23 protein-coding genes and 1 other RNA gene are annotated in these 22143 nt (G+C 46.5%); 11 read left to right on the top strand and 13 right to left on the bottom strand.

Annotated elements, in window-relative coordinates; all coding sequences use genetic code 11:
- The 5 genes from EK374_RS06205 to EK374_RS06185 form a co-directional block, all read right to left on the bottom strand.
- Entirely contained in the window at window positions 1-993 is a 993-nt protein-coding gene (locus EK374_RS06205; protein ID WP_127021143.1) for a sulfite exporter TauE/SafE family protein, read from the bottom strand.
- 112 nt (window positions 994-1105) lie between these two features.
- On the bottom strand, window positions 1106-1411 hold the full coding sequence (locus EK374_RS06200) for a hypothetical protein (RefSeq protein WP_127021141.1): 306 nt from the start codon (window positions 1409-1411) through the stop codon (window positions 1106-1108).
- A gap of 154 nt (window positions 1412-1565) precedes the next feature.
- Window positions 1566-2285 carry a tRNA (adenosine(37)-N6)-threonylcarbamoyltransferase complex dimerization subunit type 1 TsaB gene (gene tsaB / locus EK374_RS06195; protein ID WP_127021139.1) on the bottom strand — a complete coding sequence of 240 codons (720 nt, stop codon included), beginning with the start codon at window positions 2283-2285 and terminating at the stop codon, window positions 1566-1568.
- Between the two features lie 96 nt (window positions 2286-2381).
- Complete coding sequence (locus tag EK374_RS06190) at window positions 2382-4301, bottom strand: ATP-dependent DNA helicase (protein ID WP_127021137.1); 1920 nt, start codon at window positions 4299-4301, stop codon at window positions 2382-2384.
- An 89-nt stretch (window positions 4302-4390) separates the two neighbouring features.
- Window positions 4391-4651 carry a hypothetical protein gene (locus tag EK374_RS06185; RefSeq protein ID WP_127021135.1) on the bottom strand — a complete coding sequence of 87 codons (261 nt, stop codon included), beginning with the start codon at window positions 4649-4651 and terminating at the stop codon, window positions 4391-4393.
- Between the two features lie 466 nt (window positions 4652-5117).
- Here EK374_RS06185 and hisG point away from each other — a divergent pair, with 466 nt between their 5' ends.
- From hisG to hisIE, 8 genes are read left to right on the top strand one after another with little or no spacing between them, the layout of a single operon-like run.
- Window positions 5118-6020, top strand: a complete 903-nt coding sequence (hisG, locus tag EK374_RS06180) for an ATP phosphoribosyltransferase (RefSeq protein WP_127021133.1) — start codon at window positions 5118-5120, stop codon at window positions 6018-6020.
- A 3-nt stretch (window positions 6021-6023) separates the two neighbouring features.
- On the top strand, window positions 6024-7367 hold the full coding sequence (hisD, locus tag EK374_RS06175; protein ID WP_127021131.1) for a histidinol dehydrogenase: 1344 nt from the start codon (window positions 6024-6026) through the stop codon (window positions 7365-7367).
- The gene (gene hisC, locus EK374_RS06170) at window positions 7364-8455 is read left to right on the top strand and encodes a histidinol-phosphate transaminase (protein WP_127021129.1); all 1092 of its coding nucleotides are present in this window, start codon (window positions 7364-7366) and stop codon (window positions 8453-8455) included. The genes hisD and hisC overlap by 4 nt, the downstream gene beginning before the upstream one ends.
- On the top strand, window positions 8452-9522 hold the full coding sequence (gene hisB, locus EK374_RS06165; protein ID WP_127021127.1) for a bifunctional histidinol-phosphatase/imidazoleglycerol-phosphate dehydratase HisB: 1071 nt from the start codon (window positions 8452-8454) through the stop codon (window positions 9520-9522). The genes hisC and hisB overlap by 4 nt, the downstream gene beginning before the upstream one ends.
- The gene (hisH, locus tag EK374_RS06160; protein ID WP_127021125.1) at window positions 9522-10124 is read left to right on the top strand and encodes an imidazole glycerol phosphate synthase subunit HisH; all 603 of its coding nucleotides are present in this window, start codon (window positions 9522-9524) and stop codon (window positions 10122-10124) included. The genes hisB and hisH overlap by 1 nt, the downstream gene beginning before the upstream one ends.
- Window positions 10125-10176: 52 nt before the next feature.
- Window positions 10177-10914, top strand: coding sequence for a 1-(5-phosphoribosyl)-5-[(5-phosphoribosylamino)methylideneamino]imidazole-4-carboxamide isomerase (hisA, locus tag EK374_RS06155; protein WP_127021123.1), 738 nt, complete (start codon window positions 10177-10179; stop codon window positions 10912-10914).
- Window positions 10896-11669: an imidazole glycerol phosphate synthase subunit HisF gene (gene hisF / locus EK374_RS06150; RefSeq protein ID WP_127021121.1), complete on the top strand. Its 774-nt coding sequence runs from the start codon at window positions 10896-10898 to the stop codon at window positions 11667-11669. The genes hisA and hisF overlap by 19 nt, the downstream gene beginning before the upstream one ends.
- Entirely contained in the window at window positions 11666-12301 is a 636-nt protein-coding gene (gene hisIE / locus EK374_RS06145) for a bifunctional phosphoribosyl-AMP cyclohydrolase/phosphoribosyl-ATP diphosphatase HisIE (protein ID WP_127021119.1), read from the top strand. Before hisF ends, hisIE begins: the two co-directional genes overlap by 4 nt.
- A 284-nt stretch (window positions 12302-12585) precedes the next feature.
- Here hisIE and EK374_RS06140 read toward each other — a convergent pair whose 3' ends face one another.
- Complete coding sequence (locus EK374_RS06140) at window positions 12586-12813, bottom strand: glycosyltransferase 87 family protein (RefSeq protein WP_127021117.1); 228 nt, start codon at window positions 12811-12813, stop codon at window positions 12586-12588.
- 294 nt (window positions 12814-13107) lie between these two features.
- On the opposite strand from EK374_RS06140, the gene EK374_RS06135 reads away from it, so the two are divergent.
- Window positions 13108-13608, top strand: a complete 501-nt coding sequence (locus EK374_RS06135; protein ID WP_127021115.1) for an LURP-one-related/scramblase family protein — start codon at window positions 13108-13110, stop codon at window positions 13606-13608.
- Window positions 13609-13668: 60 nt separating this feature from the next.
- On the opposite strand, the gene EK374_RS20870 is transcribed toward EK374_RS06135, so the two are convergent.
- The 5 genes from EK374_RS20870 to EK374_RS06115 form a co-directional block, all read right to left on the bottom strand.
- Window positions 13669-14433: an alpha/beta hydrolase family protein gene (locus EK374_RS20870; RefSeq protein WP_233280392.1), complete on the bottom strand. Its 765-nt coding sequence runs from the start codon at window positions 14431-14433 to the stop codon at window positions 13669-13671.
- 320 nt (window positions 14434-14753) lie between these two features.
- Entirely contained in the window at window positions 14754-15617 is an 864-nt protein-coding gene (locus tag EK374_RS20865) for a hypothetical protein (protein WP_233280351.1), read from the bottom strand.
- Between the two features lie 103 nt (window positions 15618-15720).
- Window positions 15721-15818, bottom strand: an RNA gene (gene ffs, locus EK374_RS06125) — signal recognition particle sRNA small type.
- 71 nt (window positions 15819-15889) lie between these two features.
- On the bottom strand, window positions 15890-16480 hold the full coding sequence (locus EK374_RS06120; RefSeq protein WP_127021113.1) for a 1-acyl-sn-glycerol-3-phosphate acyltransferase: 591 nt from the start codon (window positions 16478-16480) through the stop codon (window positions 15890-15892).
- Complete coding sequence (locus EK374_RS06115; protein ID WP_127021111.1) at window positions 16480-17352, bottom strand: DUF3014 domain-containing protein; 873 nt, start codon at window positions 17350-17352, stop codon at window positions 16480-16482. The genes EK374_RS06120 and EK374_RS06115 overlap by 1 nt, the downstream gene beginning before the upstream one ends.
- Before the next feature lie 129 nt (window positions 17353-17481).
- Here EK374_RS06115 and EK374_RS06110 point away from each other — a divergent pair, with 129 nt between their 5' ends.
- Window positions 17482-18627 (top strand): patatin-like phospholipase family protein, encoded by a 1146-nt coding sequence (locus EK374_RS06110; RefSeq protein ID WP_127021109.1) that lies wholly within the window; start codon window positions 17482-17484, stop codon window positions 18625-18627.
- A 148-nt stretch (window positions 18628-18775) separates the two neighbouring features.
- On the top strand, window positions 18776-19684 hold the full coding sequence (locus EK374_RS06105; protein WP_127021107.1) for a GGDEF domain-containing protein: 909 nt from the start codon (window positions 18776-18778) through the stop codon (window positions 19682-19684).
- A gap of 87 nt (window positions 19685-19771) precedes the next feature.
- Here EK374_RS06105 and tilS read toward each other — a convergent pair whose 3' ends face one another.
- Window positions 19772-21061 (bottom strand): tRNA lysidine(34) synthetase TilS, encoded by a 1290-nt coding sequence (tilS, locus tag EK374_RS06100; protein ID WP_164731828.1) that lies wholly within the window; start codon window positions 21059-21061, stop codon window positions 19772-19774.
- Window positions 21062-21177: 116 nt separating this feature from the next.
- The gene (gene accA / locus EK374_RS06095; RefSeq protein WP_127021103.1) at window positions 21178-22134 is read right to left on the bottom strand and encodes an acetyl-CoA carboxylase carboxyl transferase subunit alpha; all 957 of its coding nucleotides are present in this window, start codon (window positions 22132-22134) and stop codon (window positions 21178-21180) included.
- Window positions 22135-22143: the final 9 nt, after the last annotated feature.

Here is a 22143-nt window from a genome sequence, read left to right as displayed (position 1 = left end):
TTAATGCGATACAGCAAACTGTGGTTGTTCAGCATGCACAACTTTGCGGCTCAGGTTGCGGATCAACAGATAAAAGCCAGTCGACAACACCAGAGTAAACACGCATGCCCAAATCAGCTTATCTACTGACGGGTTGTAACAGAGGAAATACAGCAGCTGAGCAACATTCAGCACAGCGATGGCATACAACATAATTTCTTTATTAATACGATGCAGCACATAAGCACCCAAAGGAGCCATCAGCAGTACCACAGGGTAAGCACATAACCAGGTTTGCACCTGATAGCCCGTTAAGCCCTGATCAACAAAATGCCGGTAGGCATAACCCAGTACGCTGATAGCCGCCATCAGCATAATGCTCATATGAGTGGCCACTTTTTCCTGCATCCGAAAACGGGTCACCAACAAGGTATACAAAATAATATCAGCGCCAGTACCAAATAAACTGGCGCACATGCCACCAGCCACTAGCATCAGCAGCAATAAGACAAAATCCAAAGGTTTATTCAGGTCTAAAGTAGCTTTGCTGCCTCTGTGTTTACCAAAACTGTAGACCACAGCAAAACTGGTGATCAGGCTTAAAAACAGCGCCTGCATTATATACACAGGCAGTTGTTGCAGCAGTTGCATACCAAGTACAAAACCAACAAAGGCGACCGGGATAAACACCAGTAAAGGTTTATAGGTTTTAAGCGAGTTGGCCTTGTGACTTAAGATAAAAATACTGGCGCTGGTCATGCCGATACTTTGGATCATTAAACTAAAATCCCGCGCCATAGTGCGGTCTATATTGAGGAAAATATTTAACACAGGAAAAGCGACTGCTCCACCGCCTTCAGGAGTCACACCAGCAACAAAAGCACCTGCCACCATAATGGCCGGGTAATACCAATGCTCTATTAAAAAACTGAGTTGATTAAACTGATTAAAAAGCACAAACCACACAGCTAAAGCAGCAACAAACCAAAGCCGGAACACCTTGCTTTCAAACATCACTGACATCCATTTTTCTTTTTAGAAAGACAGCATAAATCACAATAAAAACACTTTCATTGGTTTTATTGTTATGAATTTTGAAGTGATTGTTTTGGAGCGATTTTAAGCCTTAAGCGTACAAATCCAGACTAAACATTTGCTGAACTTTTTCGCGTTTTTCCTGATTGGCTAACATTTCGTAGGCATCTAAGGCTTGCTGATGACGCTGTTTGGGCTGATCGTACATAGTGCGTTTTTGCGCTTCCTGTTCATCCAGCATAGACAAAACTTCAGCGCCAGCACGCACACCGGTGCCAGTAGGTACCAGTGTGGCTTTACTCTGCTGTTCAGCCTCAACGGCTTTGCTTTTATTGCCCTGAAATACCAGCCCGACATTGGGGCTTTTGGGTACGTCACGACTGACGGCTATTGTCATAACTGTTGTGATGTCGCCTTCGTTTAGTGCCAGTATAACTTAGCGAAAAATTTCGCCAAGTCGCTTTTGTTAATTCTCATCCCCTACCATTTTAATGCGGTAGGGGCAGGGCTTGTCCCCGCCCGTCCTGAATTCAAAGTCAATATCGCTGGGTTTATCTACCTGGTAGTTTTTGCCAGGTCACTTCGTCCCTCACATAAGTAGGTTCTGCCAGTTCGGCGGCAATAAACTGCCCTTGCCGGAACGGAATTGCCGCCAGACTCAACATATCCTGCGCTGAAGGGTACAGAATCACAGGGCTATGATGAACCACAGCAAGATCCTCTGATCCGCTGTTGCCAGTTTTATGCCAGTCTTCCAGCTGCTGTGGATAGGTTTGCCAGCCAGTCCCTACAGCGCAAATATGGCCTTTTAATACAGGTGCTGGCAAAGCAGTGGGTTTAGCCGCTATTTCAGTGCTTAGCGCCTGCATAATACCCTGCTCATCCAGCTGAAAACTGGCCAGATACACTTCATTCATTCGTGCATCTATAGCAGCAACTACCTGATGCGCCTGATGTAATCTGTGTGCGGCTTGCGCCATAGCAGCCAGGGTTGATACACCGTAAACAGGAAGTTCAGCGCCAAAAGCCAAGCCCTGACATACACCCACACCTATACGTACACCGGTAAAACTACCAGGGCCTTTGCCAAACACCAGACCATCCAGTTGTTGTAGCGTTAAGCCAGCTTCGGACAACAGCTGCTGCACCATAGGCAAAATACGTTTGCTGTGTTGCTGCGGACAAACTTCATCCAAAGCCCAAATTTTGCCATCAACAGTTAAAGCCACTGAACAAGCTTCGGTTGAGGTATCTAATGCCAGTAATTTCAACGGGCGACTCCTTTTAACAATTTTTAGCTTCTCTACTCAAAGTAACTGGAGTTGCACCAAGACAACATAGCTGCAGCTAAATGAGCGAAGAGTATATTATTTGGGTAAATCCTGTAAAAACTTCACCGCCGCCTGCAAATCGCGGCTACGGCGCATTGGTGGTAAGCTTTTTAAAAATACTGAACCATAAGGCCGGGTCACTAATCTGTTGTCACAAATTACCAATACACCCCGGTCTGACACGTCACGGATTAAACGACCAACGCCCTGTTTTAAGGTGATCACAGCTTGGGGCAATTGCACTAAAGCAAAAGGATCCAAGCCTTTCATCTGACAATCCTCGTTCCGCGCCTGCAATAAAGGATCGTCAGGCGATGCAAAAGGCAGTTTGTCGATAATGACACAGCTTAAGGTATCGCCCCGCACATCCACCCCTTCCCAGAAACTACCGGTGCCAAGTAATACGGCGTGTTTGGTTTCAACAAACTGTTCCAACAATAAACGTTTGCTAGTGCTGCCCTGCACCAGCACAGGCAAAGACAAATGCTGTGGCAGCTCATTGGCCATCCACTGCAGCATTCTGTGGCTGGTGAACAGGAAAAAACAGCGGCCCTGATTGGCTTCAATTAAAGGCACCGCCAATTTTAGCAGCGCTTTGCCCATACGTGCGTCATTGGGTTCAGGTAAATAACGCGGCACCAGCAACATAGCTTGTTGTGCATAATCAAAAGGGCTGTCGAGCAGCAGTGTGTCGGCCTGCTGCAGACCCATTTGTTCGATATAGTGAGCAAAGCCCTGATCGACCGACAAGGTTGCTGATGTAAAAATCCAGCTGCGTTTTTCCGCAAACACCAGCTCGCGGAATTTATCGGCAATACTTAAAGGCGTTAAATGCAGACTGATATGTTGTCTGGTGGTTTCATACCAAAAACTGACGCCGGTTTTACTGACATCCTGCAGTTTCTCCAGCTGAGTTTTAGCCAAAGCCAGACGTTCAAAACAGTGATCCACCACTTCGTTGCGACCTAAACTGCCTTTGAGTACCTGATACAACATGCCCATGGCTTCAGACACCCGGGTCAGTGCAAGCTGTACCTCTGGCCTTTTACTACTGTCACGCCAGTTGCCGCGTTCAGGTTCATCGGACCACAGCAGGCGCCAGTCCCGAACTAATGTCGCCAGCTTGTCTGCGGTTTTACTCAACTGCGGATGATCGCGCAATTCAGTTTTGCAAATCAGTTCCAGCTCTTTACAAAGCTCCAGCAAAGTACGGCTGGATAAAGTCTCACCAAAATACTCACTGGCGATATCTGGAATTTGATGCGCTTCATCAAAGATCACTACATCCATATTCGGCAGCAGCTCACCAAAACCAGTGTCTTTTAGTGCCATATCGGCAAAAAACAAATGGTGGTTCACGACCACTAAATCGGCCTGCATCGCCTTTTTACGGGCGCGCAGCAAATAGCAGTCTTCATAAGAAGGACAGTCTTTGCCAAGGCAGTTGTCTGCAGTACTGGTCACTAATGGTAAAGCTTTAGAGTCTTCGGCTATATAAGTCAGCTCGCCGATATCTCCACTTTGGGTTTCGTTCGACCATTTTTTGATCAGGCTTAAATCATTGATCACTGCCGCATCTGCCGTAGGCACATGCTGGTAATGCTGATCTAAACGAAATAAGCACAAATAGTTGGAGCGGCCTTTTAGTAAAGAAGTATCTACCGGCAAAGCCAAAGCTTTGAGTACTGTAGGTAAATCGCGGAAATACAGCTGTTCCTGCAGGTTTTTAGTACCAGTGGATAAAATCACTTTTTTACCCGATAACAAAGCGGGCACTAAATAAGCGTAAGTTTTGCCTGTGCCAGTGCCGGCTTCGACCAATAAAGCGTTGCCGTTTTCAATGGATTTGGTCACAGAAGCTGCCATCAGCTTTTGCGGTTCACGGGCTTTAAAACCTGCAATAGTTTTGGATAAAGCTCCTTGTTCGGCAAAAGCCTGCTGCACTTTTTTTAACATAAGTACACAGAGAAATCAGCGCTGGCAGGTATATAAGCAGAAAATAGCATAAAAAAGGCCCGGCAAGAATTTGCGCTATTATGCCTTGGCTAGACAAAAATATCTAAATGTCCTTCGTCATCCACATGCTGATCTTCTTCAGGTGTGGTTTCAGGTGCAGGTGGATAGTCGTCACGACGGCGTCTGTCCTGACGTTTCTTTTGCTGATCTTTGAGTAAAATGAGGAAACGTTTTTCCTCTTTTTCATAAGCGCTGATTTTGGCATCTTTAAACACAGGCGCAATCATAGGTCCAGGCTGTTCAGCTGGCGTGCCGGGTGGTCGGTACAAATAGGGAAATAAAGCGTCCATAAACCCCTCCTCTGCCTTGTTATCGGCAGTGACACAAATAACTTTATCTATACAACCTGATTATTTTTCACCCATCTTATTAGAGTTGTTTTTTTATAACTTATTCATTTTTTATCGTATACAATTGTATGAAACACAAAATAATCAAATAAAAACAGCAGGATAACAAAATTTCAACTTCAAAACAAAATACAGCTGAAACAAAAAATTCTGTTGTCTGAATGACAAAAATCCGTTAGCTTGTATACATCTTAACGAGGAGTAACTTTCCATGACTATCAACATCCACTGGCATCATCACCATCATTTATCCGACTAGCCGGTCCGTGTTGACATTGGAGGCTAGGTTATAACCAGCCTCTGGTGGAAAAGTGAAAACCAATTCCAACTGAACCCCGGGGCTAAAATCCCGGGGTTTTTGTTTTACGATTTTAAAAGCCCCCGCTTTTATAAGGAACACAATAACATGACAGTCACTACTAACAGATTACGTATCGCCATTCAGAAGTCAGGCCGCCTGTCGCAAGACTCTCAGGCACTTTTAACCAGCTGTGGTTTAAAAATTAACTTACGTGAACAGCGCCTGATCGCCCATGTTGAAAATATGGATATCGACTTGCTGCGAGTGCGGGATGACGATATTCCGGGTTTAGTAATGGACGGTGTCTGCGATTTAGGTTTTGTTGGCGAAAACGTGCTGGAAGAAGAGTCGCTGCAACGTCAGATGGACAATGAAAGCTATGATTACACTGTGTTGGCCCGTTTAGACTTTGGTGATTGCCGCTTATCTATAGCTGTGCCACAGGAAGAAGATTATCAATCCGTCAAAGATTTAGAAGGCCGCACTATTGCCACCACTTACCCACGTTTACTGAATCGCTATTTAAAACAAAACGGCGTCAATTGCCGTATCGTTAATTTAAAAGGTTCGGTTGAAGTGGCACCACGAGCTGGTTTAGCCGACGCCATTTGTGACTTAGTCTCCACAGGCGCCACTTTAGAAGCCAATGGTTTAAAAGAAGTGGAAGTGATTTACCGCTCCAAAGCCGTACTTATTCAGCGCCGTGATTTGGCCGATGAAAAACAACTGAAACTGATTAAAAAACTGATGCCTCGTATTCAGGGCGTGATGCAAGCCAATGAAAGCAAATACATTATGTTGCACGCACCACGGGCTCGTTTACAGGAAGTAATAGCTCTGCTGCCAGGTGCCGAAAACCCAACCTTATTGCCATTGGCTGGCAACGACGATTTAGTGGCCTTGCACGTGGTCAGCAGCGAAACTTTGTTCTGGGAAACCATGGAGCAACTGAAAGGTTTAGGTGCCAGCTCCATTTTAGTACTACCCATTGAAAAGATGATGGAGTAAGGCATGCAGTTTCAGATCAGCAACTGGCAACAACTAGATAAAACTGCGCAGCAGGCTTTATTAGAGCGCCCGCTGCAGCAGGAATCCGACAGTTTAAAACAGACGGTGAAAGATATTATCCGTGCTGTGCGAAGCGAAGGCGATACAGCTTTGCTGCGTTTTAGCCGCGAATTCGACAAGCTGCAAAGCAACCCTTTGCGTTTGTCGGACGAGCAGCAACAAAGCTTGATTGCCTCTTTATCCGATGAGCTCAAAACCGCTATTGAGATAGCGTATCGCAATATCCGTACCTTTCATGCCGCTCAGTTGCCAGAAAATATTCGTATAGAAACTCAGCCTGGTGTGGTCTGTGAACTGAACTACAGTGCTTTGGGTCAAGTCGGTTTGTATGTACCGGGTGGCAGTGCCCCTTTGCCTTCGACTGTACTGATGCTGGGTGTGCCGGCTCAATTGGCTGGTTGTCGCCGCGTAGTGCTTGTTACGCCTCCTGGTCAACCTGAAGCGGGTGATATCGCCGCTGAGATTGTTTATGCGGCCTCACTTTGCGGCATTACCGAGATTTATACTTTAGGCGGTGCTCAGGCTGTGGCTGCTTTGGCTTATGGCACTGAAACCATTGGCAAAGTGGATAAGATTTTTGGCCCTGGCAATAGATTTGTCACTGAAGCAAAACAGCAAGTCAGTCAGGATGCCCGTGGCGCAGCTATTGATATGCCGGCTGGCCCTTCTGAAGTGCTGGTGATTGCAGACGACAACGCTAACCCGGTGTTTGTAGCGGCGGATTTATTATCTCAGGCCGAACACGGCCCGGATTCCCAAGTGGTGCTGGTCAGCCCTTCTGAAGCTTTACTGGTCAATACCATTAGTGAGCTTAAACGTCAGACCGCTTTATTACCGCGTGCTGAAATAGCACAAAAAGCCTTGAGCAACAGCAGATTGATTTTAACGCCGGATTTAGCCACAGCTGCCCAAGTCAGTAACCAATACGCGCCTGAGCATTTAATTATTCAAACTTCTGACGATCAGGCTTTGCTTGGCAAACTGACCAACGCCGCCAGTATTTTTGTTGGCCCTTACACGCCTGAATCAGCAGGTGATTATGCCAGTGGTACTAACCACGTATTGCCCACTTATGGCTATAGCCGTAACCATAGCAGTTTAAGTTTGGCCGACTTTTATCGTCGTTACACAGTGCAAAGCTTAACAGCGGATGGCATGCGCGATTTGGGCCCCACTATTGTCAAACTGGCCAAAGCCGAAGGATTAGATGCACACGCCAATGCAGTTTCCTTTCGGTTAGCAGAGCTTGAGCTTTCAGCAAAAATTTCAGAGGAAAATCGTCAATGAGCCGTATCAGTTCTTTAGCCAGGCAAAAAGTACAACAACTGGTGCCTTATGCTTCAGCCCGCTTAAGCATGAGTGGCGGCTCGGTGTGGCTGAATGCCAACGAAAACTCCTTAGCAACAGACTACGAGCTGTCAGGCCAATACAACAGATACCCGGATTGTCAGCCGAAAGAGCTGATCAGCGCTTATGCAGCTTATGCTGGTGTGGACACCAATCAGGTACTGACCAGTCGTGGCGCAGATGAAGGCATTGAGCTTCTTATTCGTAGCTTCTGTGAACCAGGACAAGATGCCATCAGCATTTGCCCGCCGACTTATGGCATGTACAAAATCAGCGCCGAAAGTCAGCTGGTGGATGTCAACATAGTGCCTTTAACCAAAGATTTAACTTTAGATCTGCCTGCTTTATTTGCGCAAAAAGCCAATGTAAAACTGGTTTTTATTTGTAGCCCAAATAACCCGACCGGCGATTTAATACCTCGTGAGCAAATCGTCGAGGTGCTGGAGTTTTATAAAGACAAAGCTTTAGTAGTAGTCGATGAGGCTTATATTGAGTTTGCACCAGAAGCCTCTGTAGCTGGGTTATTAAGCCAATACAGCAACTTAGTGGTGCTGCGTACTTTATCCAAAGCTTTTGCTTTGGCAGGCCTGCGTTGCGGTTTTACTCTGGCTGCCCCCGAAGTCATTGCCGCTTTACGCCAGATGATAGCGCCCTACCCTGTGCCAGCTCCTGTGGCTGAAGTTGCAGTGCAGGCGTTATCAAGCCAGGGCCAGCAAAAAATGCGCGCCACAGTAGAGCAAATCAACAGCTTACGTGACAGCTTTAGCACTTTTGCCAAAACCCTGAGTTATGTCAGCCGTGTTTTTCCATCTAAAGCCAACTATGTGCTGCTGGCCGTGCCTGATGCTGCGGCGCTGGTGAGTTTTATTGCGGAGCAAGGGGTGCTTATTCGTAACCAATCCAGTCAGCTGGGTTTAGGTCAGGTGGTGCGGGTATCCATTGGTTCACCAGATGAAATGGCGCAGTTACAACAGATTATGTCGTCTTATTCCTACACAGCAAACAAACAAACACAGGAGTCTTTATGAGTGCCAAAGCAATTTTATTTATCGACCGTGACGGCACTATGGTGGAAGAACCTCCAATAGATAAACAACTGGATTCACTGGAAAAACTGGCGTACGAGCCCGATCTGGTGCCTTCATTACTCAAGTTGCAAGCTGCTGGTTACTCCTTAGTGATGGTGACCAATCAGGATGGCCTGGGCACAGATAGTTTCCCGCGCGATACCTTTGATGCACCGCAGGAAAAAATGATGCAACTGCTGAATTCGCAAGGCATTCGTTTTGACGATATTCTGATTTGCCCACACTTTGAGAAAGACAACTGCAGTTGCCGCAAGCCCAAGCTGGGTTTAGTGAAAGACTATCTGCAACAAGGCAAAGTGGATTTCACCAACTCTTTTGTCATTGGCGATCGTTTAACCGACGTGCAACTGGCGGAAAATATGGGACTGCCTTCGTTCCGTTACGACAGAGCCACTTTAGGCTGGAAAGAAATCACTAAGCAGCTGCTCGGTAAAGGCCGTAAAGGCAGCGTCAATCGGGTGACCCGCGAAACTGATATTCAGGTCAATGTCGATTTAGACCAGCAAGGCGGCAATGTGATTGAAACCGGCGTCGGCTTTTTTGACCATATGCTGGATCAAATTGCCACCCACGGTGGTTTTAGCCTGCAGTTAAAAGTAAAAGGCGACTTACACATAGACGATCACCACAGCGTAGAAGATACGGCGCTGGCTTTAGGTCAGGCGCTCAAACAAGCGCTGGGCAATAAAAAAGGCATTACCCGCTTTGGTTTTGTCTTGCCTATGGATGAATGCCGCGCTGAATGTGTGCTGGATTTATCCGGCCGGCCGCTGCTGAAGTTTGATGCTGATTTAGGCCAGGGCTCTGTCGGCACTCTGAACCTTGAAATGGTGCACCACTTCTTCCGCTCTTTAAGCGACGCCATGCTGATGACTCTGCATTTGTCAGTCAGCCCGGGCAATAAACACCATATGGTCGAAGGTTTATTTAAAGCCTTTGGCAGAGCTTTGGGTCAGGCCATTAAAGTATCAGGCGAAGCCCTGCCAAGCAGTAAAGGAGTACTTTAATGTCGCTTGTGATTGTCGATACTGGCTGCGCCAATATCAGTTCTGTCTATTGCGCCTTTAAGCGCTTGGGAGTAGATGCCAAAGTCAGCCGTGATTTAACTGTGATTAAAAACGCCAGCCGTTTATTAGTGCCAGGTGTGGGTGCAGCCCGTCAGGCGATGGCGAACTTAGCTGAACGCGATTTAATAGCCACCATACAACAGGCAGAGCAGCCACTCCTTGGCATTTGCTTGGGCATGCAGCTTTTGACCGATCACAGCGAAGAAGGTAATGTCGATTGTTTAGGCTTAATCCCAGGTCAGGTGAAACGTATGCAGGTCGGTGATTTACGTTTGCCTCATATGGGCTGGAATACCTTGCAGGTAGAAGACAGTGCGCAAAATCATCCGCTGCTTAAAGGCATAGGCGAAAAAGACTATGTGTATTTTGTCCATAGTTTTGCCGTAGCGCCGTCCGATTCCACTTTAGCCCGCTGCCATTACGGCAGTGATTTTGCCGCTGTGATAGGCCAAGGCAATAAGCTCGGTGCGCAATTTCACCCTGAACGTTCAGGTGCTGTCGGCGCTCGTTTATTACAGAATTTTCTGGCTTTTAACGGTTGATTTTGAGCTGTTACCATTTTTTTGATGCGGCTTTGCCGTTACAGGATTAAAAGTGATTATTCCAGCTATAGATTTAATACAAGGTAAAACAGTACGGCTTTATCAGGGCAGCTACGATAAAACCACTGAATATCAACAAACTCCGTTGCAGCTGCGCGACTTATACGCCAAAGCTGGCGCAGGTATTTTGCATCTGGTGGATTTAACAGGGGCAAAAAATGCCGCTGACCGCCAGCTTGAACTGTTAACAACCTTAATGAAAAACGCGCCGCTGCCAGTACAAGTAGGTGGCGGTGTTCGTACTGCCGCCGATGTTGAGCAGTTACTGGCTGCTGGTGCCAGCCGCGTAGTGGTTGGCAGTGTGGCTATTCGTGAGCCAGAAACAGTGCAAGGCTGGTTAAGAACTTATGGCGGCGACAAAATAGTCTTGGCGCTGGATGTGTCTATTAATGCCAAAGGTGACAAAACTCTGCCCAGCCACGGCTGGATTGAAGAGTCCACTATCACCCTTGAGCAAGTGCTGGACGGCTTTATTGCCGCAGGCGCTCAACATGTGCTGTGCACCGACATCAGTAAAGACGGTACTTTGCAGGGCCCTAATGTGGCTTTGTATGCCGAGCTGGTGCAAAAGTACCCACAAATTCAGTGGCAAGCCTCTGGTGGTGTTGGCTCATTGGCAGATATCAAAGCCTTAAAACCCACTGGTGTGGCAGGTGTGATTTTAGGCCGGGCCTTGCTGGAAGGTAAGTTCACTGTTGAGGAGGCCATCCAATGCTGGCAAGACGCATAATTCCTTGTTTAGACGTGCGCGATGGCAAAGTGGTCAAAGGCGTGCAGTTTCGTAATCACGAAATCATTGGCGATATAGTGCCGCTGGCTCAGGCTTATGCCGAGCAAGGCGCAGATGAGCTGGTGTTTTACGATATCACCGCCTCCAGCGATGGCCGTGTAGTGGATAAAAGCTGGGTGCGCCGTATTGCAGAAGTGATCGACATCCCCTTTTGTGTCGCCGGTGGTATTAAATCTGTCGCTGATGCCGGTCTTATTCTGGAAATGGGTGCAGATAAAATCTCTGTCAATAGCCCTGCTTTAGCGCGACCAGAACTCATTAGCGAACTGGAACACAGCTTTGGTCAGCAATGTGTGGTGATAGGCATCGACAGCTTTTTTGATAAAGAAACAGGCCAGTATCAGGTCTATCAGTTCACAGGCGATGAAAGCCGCACCCAAAAAACCCGCTGGCAAACGCTGGACTGGTTAAAGCGGGTGCAAGAGCTTGGCGCTGGTGAAATAGTGCTGAACTGTATGAATCAGGATGGTGTGCGCCAGGGTTATGATTTAACTCAGCTACAACTGATGCGTAAGGAGTGCAAAGTGCCGCTGATTGCCAGTGGCGGTGCGGGTGCTATGCAGCATTTTGCTGATGTGTTTGAACAAGCCGATGTAGACGGCGCTTTAGCCGCTTCGGTGTTCCACAAAGGCATTATTCCAATCCCTGAGCTAAAAACCTTTTTATTAGAACGTAAGCTGGAGATCAGGCCATGAAACTGAATTTAACCAACCTGGACCAGCTGGATTTCAGCAAAGGTGATGGCTTATTGCCGGTCATAGTGCAACATGCCCGCTCCGGCAAAGTGCTGATGCAGGGTTTTGCCAACAAAGAAGCACTGCAAAAAAGCCTGGAAACCGGCGATGTCACTTTTTTTAGCCGCAGTAAAAACCGCTTATGGACCAAAGGCGAAAGCTCAGGCCATACACTGAAATTACAAAGCATGGCAGCAGACTGCGACCAGGATAGTATTCTGGCATTAGCACTACCTATTGGCCCTACATGTCACGTCGGCACCGAAAGTTGTTGGCACGCCGAAGACGCCAACCAACCCGACTTAGCCTTTTTAGATCAATTAGAACAAGTGATCCACAGTCGTTACGGCGCCGACCCAAGCTCAAGCTATACCGCTTCTTTATTTGCCAAAGGCGTCAAACGTATAGCGCAAAAAGTCGGTGAAGAAGGGGTAGAAACTGCTCTGGCAGCTACAGTAGGCGATAGAGAAGAGCTGAAAAACGAAGCGGCAGACTTGATTTATCACTTGCTGGTATTGCTGAAAAGTCAGGATCTGGCTTTGCATGATGTGCTGGAAGTTTTGCGGCAGCGGCATCAGGCGAAGGCTGAATAGCTCTGGCGTTTAAAGCTAGCGGCGCTTATAAAGTGATGCGTAAACTACGTATTTATACTTTATTGAGCGCCAGCCATTTTCACCAGAAACACAGCTAAACCGCCAAATAACAAGATAAAAACTAAAAGCATGACCAAGGAAGTTTTTGATTTCGGCGCTGACTTGTCAAACGCAAAACCAAAAAGCAAAAATGAAAACAACGAAGCATTTGAACTGCTTTCAGTTTTGTTACATTTTTTCATGATCCTCTGCTCTCTTTTAGTAATTTGCGCTGCATTGCAATGCTATACAGCATCTAATCCACTTCCTGAGGTTGAACTCACATCTTTTTTAAACAGCAACACCATCAGATAAACCAGACCAAATAGCGGGATTAAAGATAAAACGGCGCCAAGTAAACCAGCTAAAACTGGATTTTTACTTTTACGACGTCCCAGGTAATAACATAGTAGCCCCATAATTAGCGCAAATATGATCACAAACTGACCGTACAGCGTTGCATTAATATTCAAATGAACTCTCCTTGTTGTTTAGCTGTGGATGACAGTAACCGGTGCCTACCCCAGTTTTGTAACTGCGTGGCTAAATAATTGCAACATGTAGCTAAGTTAGCATCCTTAATTAAAGGTTTGCAATATTTTGCTGGGCTTAATCAAACGAAGGTCCAGATGAGTGCAGAAATACCCGGAACCTCAAAGCCCAACACTTTTTTGTAAATCATTATGTTATGGCTTTGATCCGATGAAAAACTCAGGCAGCATAAGAGCGGTATGAACGATAGGTGACGCAAATCAGGAGCTGCAACAATGAAATATAAAATCAAACAAAAGATATTCAGCCTGACCGACAGCTTTACTATTGAAGATGAAAATGGCGACGCGGCTTTTAGCGCCAAAGGTAAGTTTTTCAGTATCTCCAGCAGTCAGACAATGTTTGATAGCCGCGGGGTTGAGCTTTTAAAAATCAAACGTAAGTACCTGACTCTCATGCCAGCCTGCCGCCTGCTCTGTGCCGATGGCAGTGAGTGGCTTATTCGCAAATGTTTTTGGCCCTTCTGGACCAGTCGTTTTACCATCAGCGGCCCTGCCGGTGAGCTGGAAATGCACGGCAATTTATGGCAACACGAATATAAAATCAGTCAAAACGGCAAAGTATTAGCAGAAGTATCCAAGTCCTGGTTTAGCTGGTCTGATACCTATGGTGTGGATATTTACGAGCCCAAACTAACAGCCCAACTGCTGGCTGCAGTGATAGTGATAGACCGTATCCAGCATTCAGGCAAAAACTCTGTTGTAGATGATGATTAACTGCAGATAAAAAAGAGGTGCCAAGACACCTCTTTTCGCTCGAAATAAAATGCTGCTCGCTTAGAGTGGCAGGTATTTATTTAAGAACTCATCTATAGCTTCAAAGGTCTGCTTCCGATGAGGTAAATAATCCAGATGGTGTGTCCCTTCTTCAATCTCGATGTACTGAAAGACTTTTTTCTGATCCGCCAGTTCCGAAGCCATCAGACGGGCCTGAAGTACTGGCACACTGCGGTCTTCAGTCCCATGCAGCAGCAGCACCGGGATCTTAATTTTATCGACCATATTTACCGGGGAGTTCTCTTCCAGCAAATCCTCATCTTCACCCATCTGCTTTTTGGCCAAATTATAGCTGGTGAAATTCCGGTAGCTGTTGCGCTGCTCTTCCAGATCAGTCACGCCGGCAAAACTAATGGAACATTGATACAAATCAGGGGTGCGCGCGGCGCCTAGCAAGGCAGCATAACCACCGTAACTGGCACCCATAATACAAATCCGCTTTGGATCGGCTATGCCTTTTTGGATCAGGTGCTGTACACCATCAGTGATATCGTCCTGCATCGCCATACCGTATTGCCCCACAGCCTGACTTAAGAATTCATGGCCATAGCCTGTGGAGCCGCGGAAATTAGGTTGAAATACCCGGTAGCCTTTGTTGACCAGATAGGCTGAGAAAATATCAAAGCTATTAGAGTCCTGACTGAAAGGCCCACCGTGAGGCAAAACAATCAAAGCAGAGGGCCCTTCTGTCCCTTTAGGTGTCGACAAAAAGCCTTCAATTTCAAGACCGTCTCTGGCTTTGTAGCTAATACGCTGTTTCGGCACCAGATTGTCTTCATTCAAGCCGGGATAAGTTTCTGTCAATAAAGTTAAAGATTTATCATCCCTGTCACCCAGCAGGTATAAACCTGGCGTTGTCGCATTGGAGGCATAGACCAAATAACTGCGTTCATCTGCACTTAACTGAGTGATGTAATTGACCGTGTCTGGCAGTACTTTATCTAAGCCTGCCTGAAAGTTTTTAAACTCTTGGTCCCAATACAAACTGTTGGATGATTCGTCATTAAAATAAATACCTACAGGCTCCTGACGAGCGGATGAGTAGATCAAATCGCCTGCGATATCATATTTCGGATGGCTGAGGATCAGCTGCCTTGGAAAGTCCGCTTTACTGATATCCACTTTAAACACGGCATCACGACCTTCATGGATAGCTGTGATATACAAATCTTTCGGATCTTTGCCAAAACCCAGGATAGAGATTGCTTTGTCGGAAAACGCAGGCCAACGGGCCAATTCCTGCCAGGACTCAGTGCCTGGAGGTAAAACTTTAATGCTGGTCTCAGTCGATTTAACTTCATAGCCCACACTGGCTCGGGGCTCACCTTGTCTGTCCACCACCCAGGATTTAACGTTAGTACGATATTTTTTATCATACTGGCGTCACCAGTTTTTACATTGATTTTATACAAGCTGTCATGACCGGCCATTTGCCGATCCAAACCGAGCAGGAAATGGTCGTCATCCGGAAATCGAAATTTGACTACATCATCCTGAAATTGACTTTGGTATTCACCTTCTTTGGCCGGTTTGACCATAGGAATAAATTCAGCACCAGCTTTGGCTTCCATGGCGAAAAGTCTGGTTTCATGTGTCTTTGCACCACGACCAATACCAACACTGCGCACAGCACCAAACCGAAAGCTAACCAGCACATGGCTGTTATTGGCCCAACGCACCCAGGCAAATCTGTATTTTTTGTTATCCGTTTTAGCCAGATAAACAGTTTGCCCTGATTCGATATCAATCAGTTGTATAGCGGTAAATTCTTTTAGATTTTTCAGTGCTATCAGGCGCTTGCCGTTCGGAGACAAACTGAGCTGCTCTATACGTTCGCCCCGATAAAAAGTCTCAAGCGGGAGAGGTGCTGTTTTGGTTATTTCAGCCGCCAGACTGATCATAGGCAGAGTGACGCTAAGAAACATGACCAGAGCCATTGAGAACTTCATACATAATCCTTTATATAGAATTGGCTAGCAGCACCAATTTACTTAAAGTGATCTCTGTACACAAGCTGGAAAACGGGAAGATTAGTAGATGTGTGGGTGGCGACCTCACCAGCCGACATCCCGGCACATACGTTATCCGCTTTGGCTGCTTCCTTCCGGATCTGACCAGGTGAACGAATTAGTATTGCGGGAGGACCGATGAGGCCACCATTGAAGTTGCCAGTAAAACTGGTGCGCGCATTATGCTTAAAAGCTTTTAGCTGTGCAAGAACTTAAGCGTTTTCTGGATACTTTGCAGTCATTTGCTGAAAAAATGCGCGCATTTGCGGGAGATCGTCGGCGAAATTTTCGCCAGCGGTAAAGCACGGACCAAACACCAGTTGTTTTTGATGGTAATCCAGCCCCACTAAACACACAGGTACATTGGCTTGTTTAGCAATAAACCAAAAACCTGACCGCCATTGCTGTACTTTTTTACGGCTGCCTTCGGGCGATAAGCCTAATAACAGCGCATCACTCTGTTCGAACTCAGCCACCACTTGCCCTACCACTCCGTGTCGATGGCTACGGTCAACAGCGATCCCACCTAAAGAGATCAACAGCCTTTTCACAGGCCAGACAAAAATACTGTGCTTACCTAAAAAGCGGATTTTAAGATCCAGAGCTAAAGCCGCGGCTATGCCAACAAAAAAATCCTGATTTGAGGTGTGAGGAGCAACAGCAATCACCATCTTTTTATGAGCAGGAAGTTCGCCCTGAATACTCCAGCCGCCCAACAGTTTCAGCAACCAGAGGCCAAGTTTTTGGCCCAGGTTACTGTGACGACGTGGCAAGCTTGCCGGAACTGCAGGTAAAGCTGGCATTAAGGCTGAGCCAGTACCAGTTGATGTGCTTCTAAAACGCGTTTTAAGCGTTTTTGATTGTCAGGCCCTAAGCGGATCATTTGACGTTGTGCCAAAGGCAAAGCTTCTATCTCCGGGTCGGCATAAGTGTAATAGACGTTAGGACGAGCTAATACCATAGGAGGGGCTACTTCAGGAGTTGCCAACAGTACTTTAATAGCTTCCTGCAACCGCACGCGGAACTGAGCATTCGGGTAACCCAACTCAGCATAAGCCTGCTGCATCAGCGGGTAATAGTATTCAAATAAACGTTTTACTTCAGTCACAGAAACGCTTTCCAGCAATTGCAGATAAGGCTCATAGCGTTCAAAGTTGGCCGGGTCCAGCTGCACTGCACCGCCTTCAGCCGGTAAAGTGGCAAACCTGACCGTCATTGGCTGAAACAGCGCCTGATTTTTTGGCAATGTGCCTTGCGCAATGTTATCCACGTTCACCACAAAACGGCGGATCATATCTTCTGTAACAAACAAAGAAGCTAAACCCGCTTTCCAGCGCAAACCTAATAAACCACTTTTTACTTCAGCATCTGAGTTATCCAGGCTAGGTAGTTTCACTGTAGGCTCAACTTCTACCGCATCGTCCAGTGGCGTTTCCTGCAGTGGAGTTTCGTCTTGCGCCTGCAAAGTTAAACTATCCACAGGTTCCTGATTTGCGGTTAACACATCTGCAGGAGCAGCTTGTTGTATTGCAGGTACAGGAGTTGGTTCCGGCTCCGCCACTACAGCGTCCTCTGTCCTGAAGAAAAACCAGGCAATGGCAATCAGGGTTACGGCGACCACAGCTAAACCTATGTAATATTGTTGCTGGCCTGTGCCAGGAGCCTTCTCAGTCATTTCTGTTTTTTCCTTTCACTCATTCGGAGCACTGATATTAAGCCGTTGAAAAACAGGCTATAGCGTTGCATTTATTTTGCTTTTCAGCAATATATAAACAGAGAGTCTCTAAAGAGTTAAGAAGTTTCAGTGACTGATAGCAAAAAAGGTGAAAACACCAATAAAAAAGTTGCTTTACTGCTGACAGGTGGTGGAGCCAGAGCGGCCTATCAGGTCGGTGTGCTCAAAGCGCTGGCCCAGCATTATCCACGCAACAGTAAAATTCCATTTGAAATTATTTGTGGAACCTCAGCAGGCGCCATCAATGCCACAGGGATCGCCTGTTACGCCTCTTGTTTTCATTTGGGTGTTAAAAAAATTGAATGGGTCTGGCGTAATTTTCACACCCACCAGGTGTATTACTCAGATTATTTGCGTCTGGGTTGGCACTTGTTACGAGGTTTTTTAACGGCTTTTCAAACAGATTACGCCAATAAAAGACCGGTCAGTTTGCTGGATAACAAGCCGCTACGTTTGCTGCTGCACAATATTGTTGATTTGCAGCGCATAGACCGCAACATTCAAGGCGGCTATTTATCCAGTGTCTCAGTGACAGCATCAAGTTACAACACAGGCGACTCCATCACCTTTTTCCAGGGCAATGAAGCCAAAGAATGGCGCAGAGCAAAACGTTGCGGCCAAAAGACTTTATTGGGTATTCATCATTTATTGGCGTCCGCAGCTATTCCGCTGGTATTCCCTTCGGTACGGATTAACCAGCATTATTATGGTGACGGTTCTGTCAACCAATTGTCGCCTCTGAGCTCGCCAATTCACTTAGGTGCAGAAAAGATACTGATCATAGGTTTGGAGCAACCCCGTGCCCGCGACCTAGCGAACGCTATGCCGCATCATCCGGGTTTAGCTACAGTCGCAGGTCACCTGCTGGACACTATCTTTTCGGACACGCTCAATGCCGATTTAGAACGAATGAACAGGATCAATAAAACAGTTGATACCTTAAGTGCGCACAATATTCCTACCGATCTGAAGAAAGTTGAAAGCTTTTTAATTAACCCCAGTGTTAATTTTAACGAAATTGCCAGCCAGCACTTTTTGCAGCTCCCTATGGCTGTTCGCAGCTTATTGCGTTTAACAGGTATTACTCAGCACTCAGAGTCGAGCTTAACCAGCTACCTGCTGTTTGAAAAATCCTACACCAAAAGGCTTATTGAAATTGGCTATCAGGATGCGATGCAACAAATGCCGGAAATGCTGGATTTTTTACGCAGTTAACCCATGGCAATTTTTAGCCTGCCCTTGCCGTCAAAAAATCGTCAGCTAAAACTGCATAATTGAAAAAATCAATAATATCATTCACTTATTAAAGTGGCACAATACCTGCAAATTCCAGCTATCTTAGATATGCTCCGGAGTATCGGCAGTGGAATTATTTGGCTTACAAGATATGACATTAAGTGGAACCAGTTATGCTGGCATCACCAGTCAGCCCCACTGGTCTGGTTTGTCCACTGATCCGGCAACTCTGCCAGAACAATTACAAACCAGCTTAGATCTTGCTGATCAGCTACAAATCTATTCAATGGCCGCTGGCAAAGTTTTGCCTCTGCGTTCCATTCAATTACAAACGGCTGTAGGTAAATACCTGGCGCCAGGTTCAGAAGATGGTAATTTTGAGCACCGCAGTGTGTTAATGCTGAACGATCAATGTCTGGCCGAGTTGAGTTACCAGTCCGATCAGGCTTTTACCCCTTTAATCCAGCATCAGTTGTGGCAATTGGAACGGCAATGGCTGTATCCGCTGCGAAATACCTTAGTGGTGGTTCGTTTGCAGCAATTGGCGTTAAAAGACAGTCTGACGGACTTAGGCAACAGACGTAATTTTGACGATCAGTTTGAACGAGCGGTGCAACTGGCCAACAGACGTCAGGAAGCCTGTGCGTTAATTTTGCTGGATTTGGATAACTTTAAACAAACCAACGATAACTTTGGCCATCCTGCCGGTGATGATGTGTTGATTGCAGTAGCAGATGCGATGCGTCAAACCTTAAGAGCCAGTGATTGTTTATTCCGTTTTGGCGGTGATGAATTTGCCATATTACTGACAGCAGATGATGCCTTATCGGCTGAGCTGGTGGCTCATAGGTTAGTGAAAGCTATTAATCAACATCATGTCTGCAATCAGTTTGCTGTGACAGCAAGTGCGGGCTTAGCTCAACTAGCACCTAATCAAAAATCTGAGTTGTTATTCAGCCGTGCCGATGAAGCTTTATCACAAGCTAAACAAGCGGGTAAAAACGCGGTGAAAGTCGCGCTGTTGAATCAGGCCTGACCTAAGTAGTCAAAAGTTTTAGTCGTCGTACATTAGGGCTAAAGGACAGAAGATCCAAAAGCCCTTTTTTTTGCCTGCAATTTTGCTCTAGCCTTTCTGCCAGTCGATAAAGGCAGTAGCGTGCTGTTGCGCGGTGTTAGAGGCTAAGCCAAGCACTGCCACCACCTGATTATTCTGCACCAGCACAGGCAACTGCAGTCGTTGCCATGGCGGAATAGCCCATAACTTCAACCATTGTTTCAACTCTTTGCTTTGCCGCTCGCCTGCTGGTTTAAAAGGCAAACTAAAAAGCCCAAACACCAGATATAAAGGCTCGTCAATTAATAACAAGGCTGTGCCCTTGCCTTCACTATTGAGCAGAAACTGCCCTACAACAGTGTTCAGTTGCTGCCCGGCTTTTAATTCGAGCAAAACCCCTGCCTGCGGAACCTCTGTAACTTGCGTGATATAAGCCTTGTTGGCAAAACGACGGATTTGGTAAACATCCAGCTCCAGCAGAGGCTGAGCATCGGCTTTAGCACCAATCAGCTCCGAAAAGAATCGCTCCAGCCAGTCGGTTGATGGATTAAGCCCTGTTAATGCCAACCAGCGGCGCACCAGCAGCTTTTGTGTGGTTAAGTCTTGTGCTGTTAGTAGTTTTAAATCTAATTCAGCACCATGCATTACAGTGGGTAATAGCTGATCAAGCTGTTTTTCAACAAACTGCTGTTGCTGCTGAATATGAGCCACAGACCTCAGCGCATTTTGCCGGAACGCTGGCCAGCGTTGTTGCAATAAAGGGATCACCTGCAGCCGCAAAAAGTTACGATCAAATCTGCTGTCGTTATTACTTTCATCTTCAATCCACTGCAGCTGTTGCTGCTGAGCAAAAGCTTCCAATTGCTCACGGCTAAAATCTAATAAAGGCCGCGCTAACCAACCAGAAGCAAAAGGCTGCAAAGCTGCAATACCAGATAAACCTGCCGGACCTGCACCACGTTTTAAAGCCAATAATAAAGTTTCGAGTTGATCATCGGCATGATGAGCCGTTAATAAAGCGGTTTGGGGACTATTAATAAATGCAGCTAAAGCTGAGTAACGCGCAGCTCTGGCTTGAGCTTCAATGTTGGCGGTCGGGTTCAGCTGTACTTTTTGCACTTCAAAAGCAATGCCGCGCTTAAGGCATTGCTGCTGACAAAACTCTGCCCACAGATCGGCATTGGCACTTAAGCCATGATGGATATAGACGGCTTTGAGCCCAATACTTGTATCCAGAGCAAGCTGATGGCATAACTCTAGCAACACCATAGAATCCAGCCCACCGGACAACCCCAGCACCAGCTGGTTTAAACCCAACTGTTGGATCGTTAAGCGCAGTGGTGCTGACAAACTATTCAAAGACAATGCCTCAAAACATAAAAAAACCGCCTTACGGCGGCTTGCAGGGCGGTTTTTATCCGCCCTTTACCCAGTATGCCCGCTGATTTTATACAGCTTCAGGCACAACGGCTATATCAGCAATAACCAAAAGACATTAAGCGTTTATACCGTCTGTCCAGTAGCTCGGCAAGGCTAAGTTTCTCCAGCTTGGCTAAATCACGTAACAGGGCTTGCTTTAAGCTTTGCGCCATTTGTTCGTGATTGCGGTGTGCACCACCTAAAGGCTCACTGACGATGTCATCAATCAGATTCAGCTCTTTTAAACGTGGTGCTGTAATGCCCATGGCATCGGCAGCTATTGGCGCTTTATCCGCACTTTTCCACAAAATAGAAGCACAGCCCTCAGGTGAAATCACCGAATAGGTACTGTATTGCAGCATATTGACCTGATCGCCGACACCAATGGCTAAAGCACCACCAGAGCCACCCTCACCGATCACAGTACAGAGCACCGGCACTTTCAGACCTGCCATCACTTTAAGGTTACGGGCTATAGCTTCACTTTGACCACGCTCTTCAGCGCCAACACCAGGGTATGCACCAGGAGTGTCGATAAAAGTGATGATGGGCAAATTAAAACGTTCAGCCATTTCCATCATACGTAATGCTTTACGGTAGCCTTCAGGTTTTGGCATACCAAAGTTACGTTTGATTTTCTCTGAGGTGTCACGGCCTTTTTGATGACCTATCACCATCACAGTTTTGTCACCTAAACGGGCTGTACCACAGACAATGGCCGGATCGTTGGCAAAAGTACGATCACCAGCAAACTCGTCAAAGTCAGTGAAAATATGTTTGATGTAATCCAGCGTGTAAGGACGCAACGGATGACGGGCTAACTGAGCAACCTGCCAGGCACCTAATTCTGCAAAGATCTTTTTGGTCAGAGTTAAGCTTTTTTCCTTCAGCTTGTTTACTTCTTCTTCAAGGCCGAGATCAAACTCGCCATTGCGGCTTACTTTGCGAAGTTCTTCTATTTTGGCTTCAAGTTCCGCAATCGGTTGCTCAAACTCTAAATAATTCAGCATCATCGACTGTCA

This window comes from Rheinheimera mangrovi (genome assembly GCF_003990335.1).
Lineage (GTDB): Bacteria > Pseudomonadota > Gammaproteobacteria > Enterobacterales > Alteromonadaceae > Pararheinheimera > Pararheinheimera mangrovi.
This window is presented reverse-complemented; position numbering and strand designations above follow the sequence as displayed.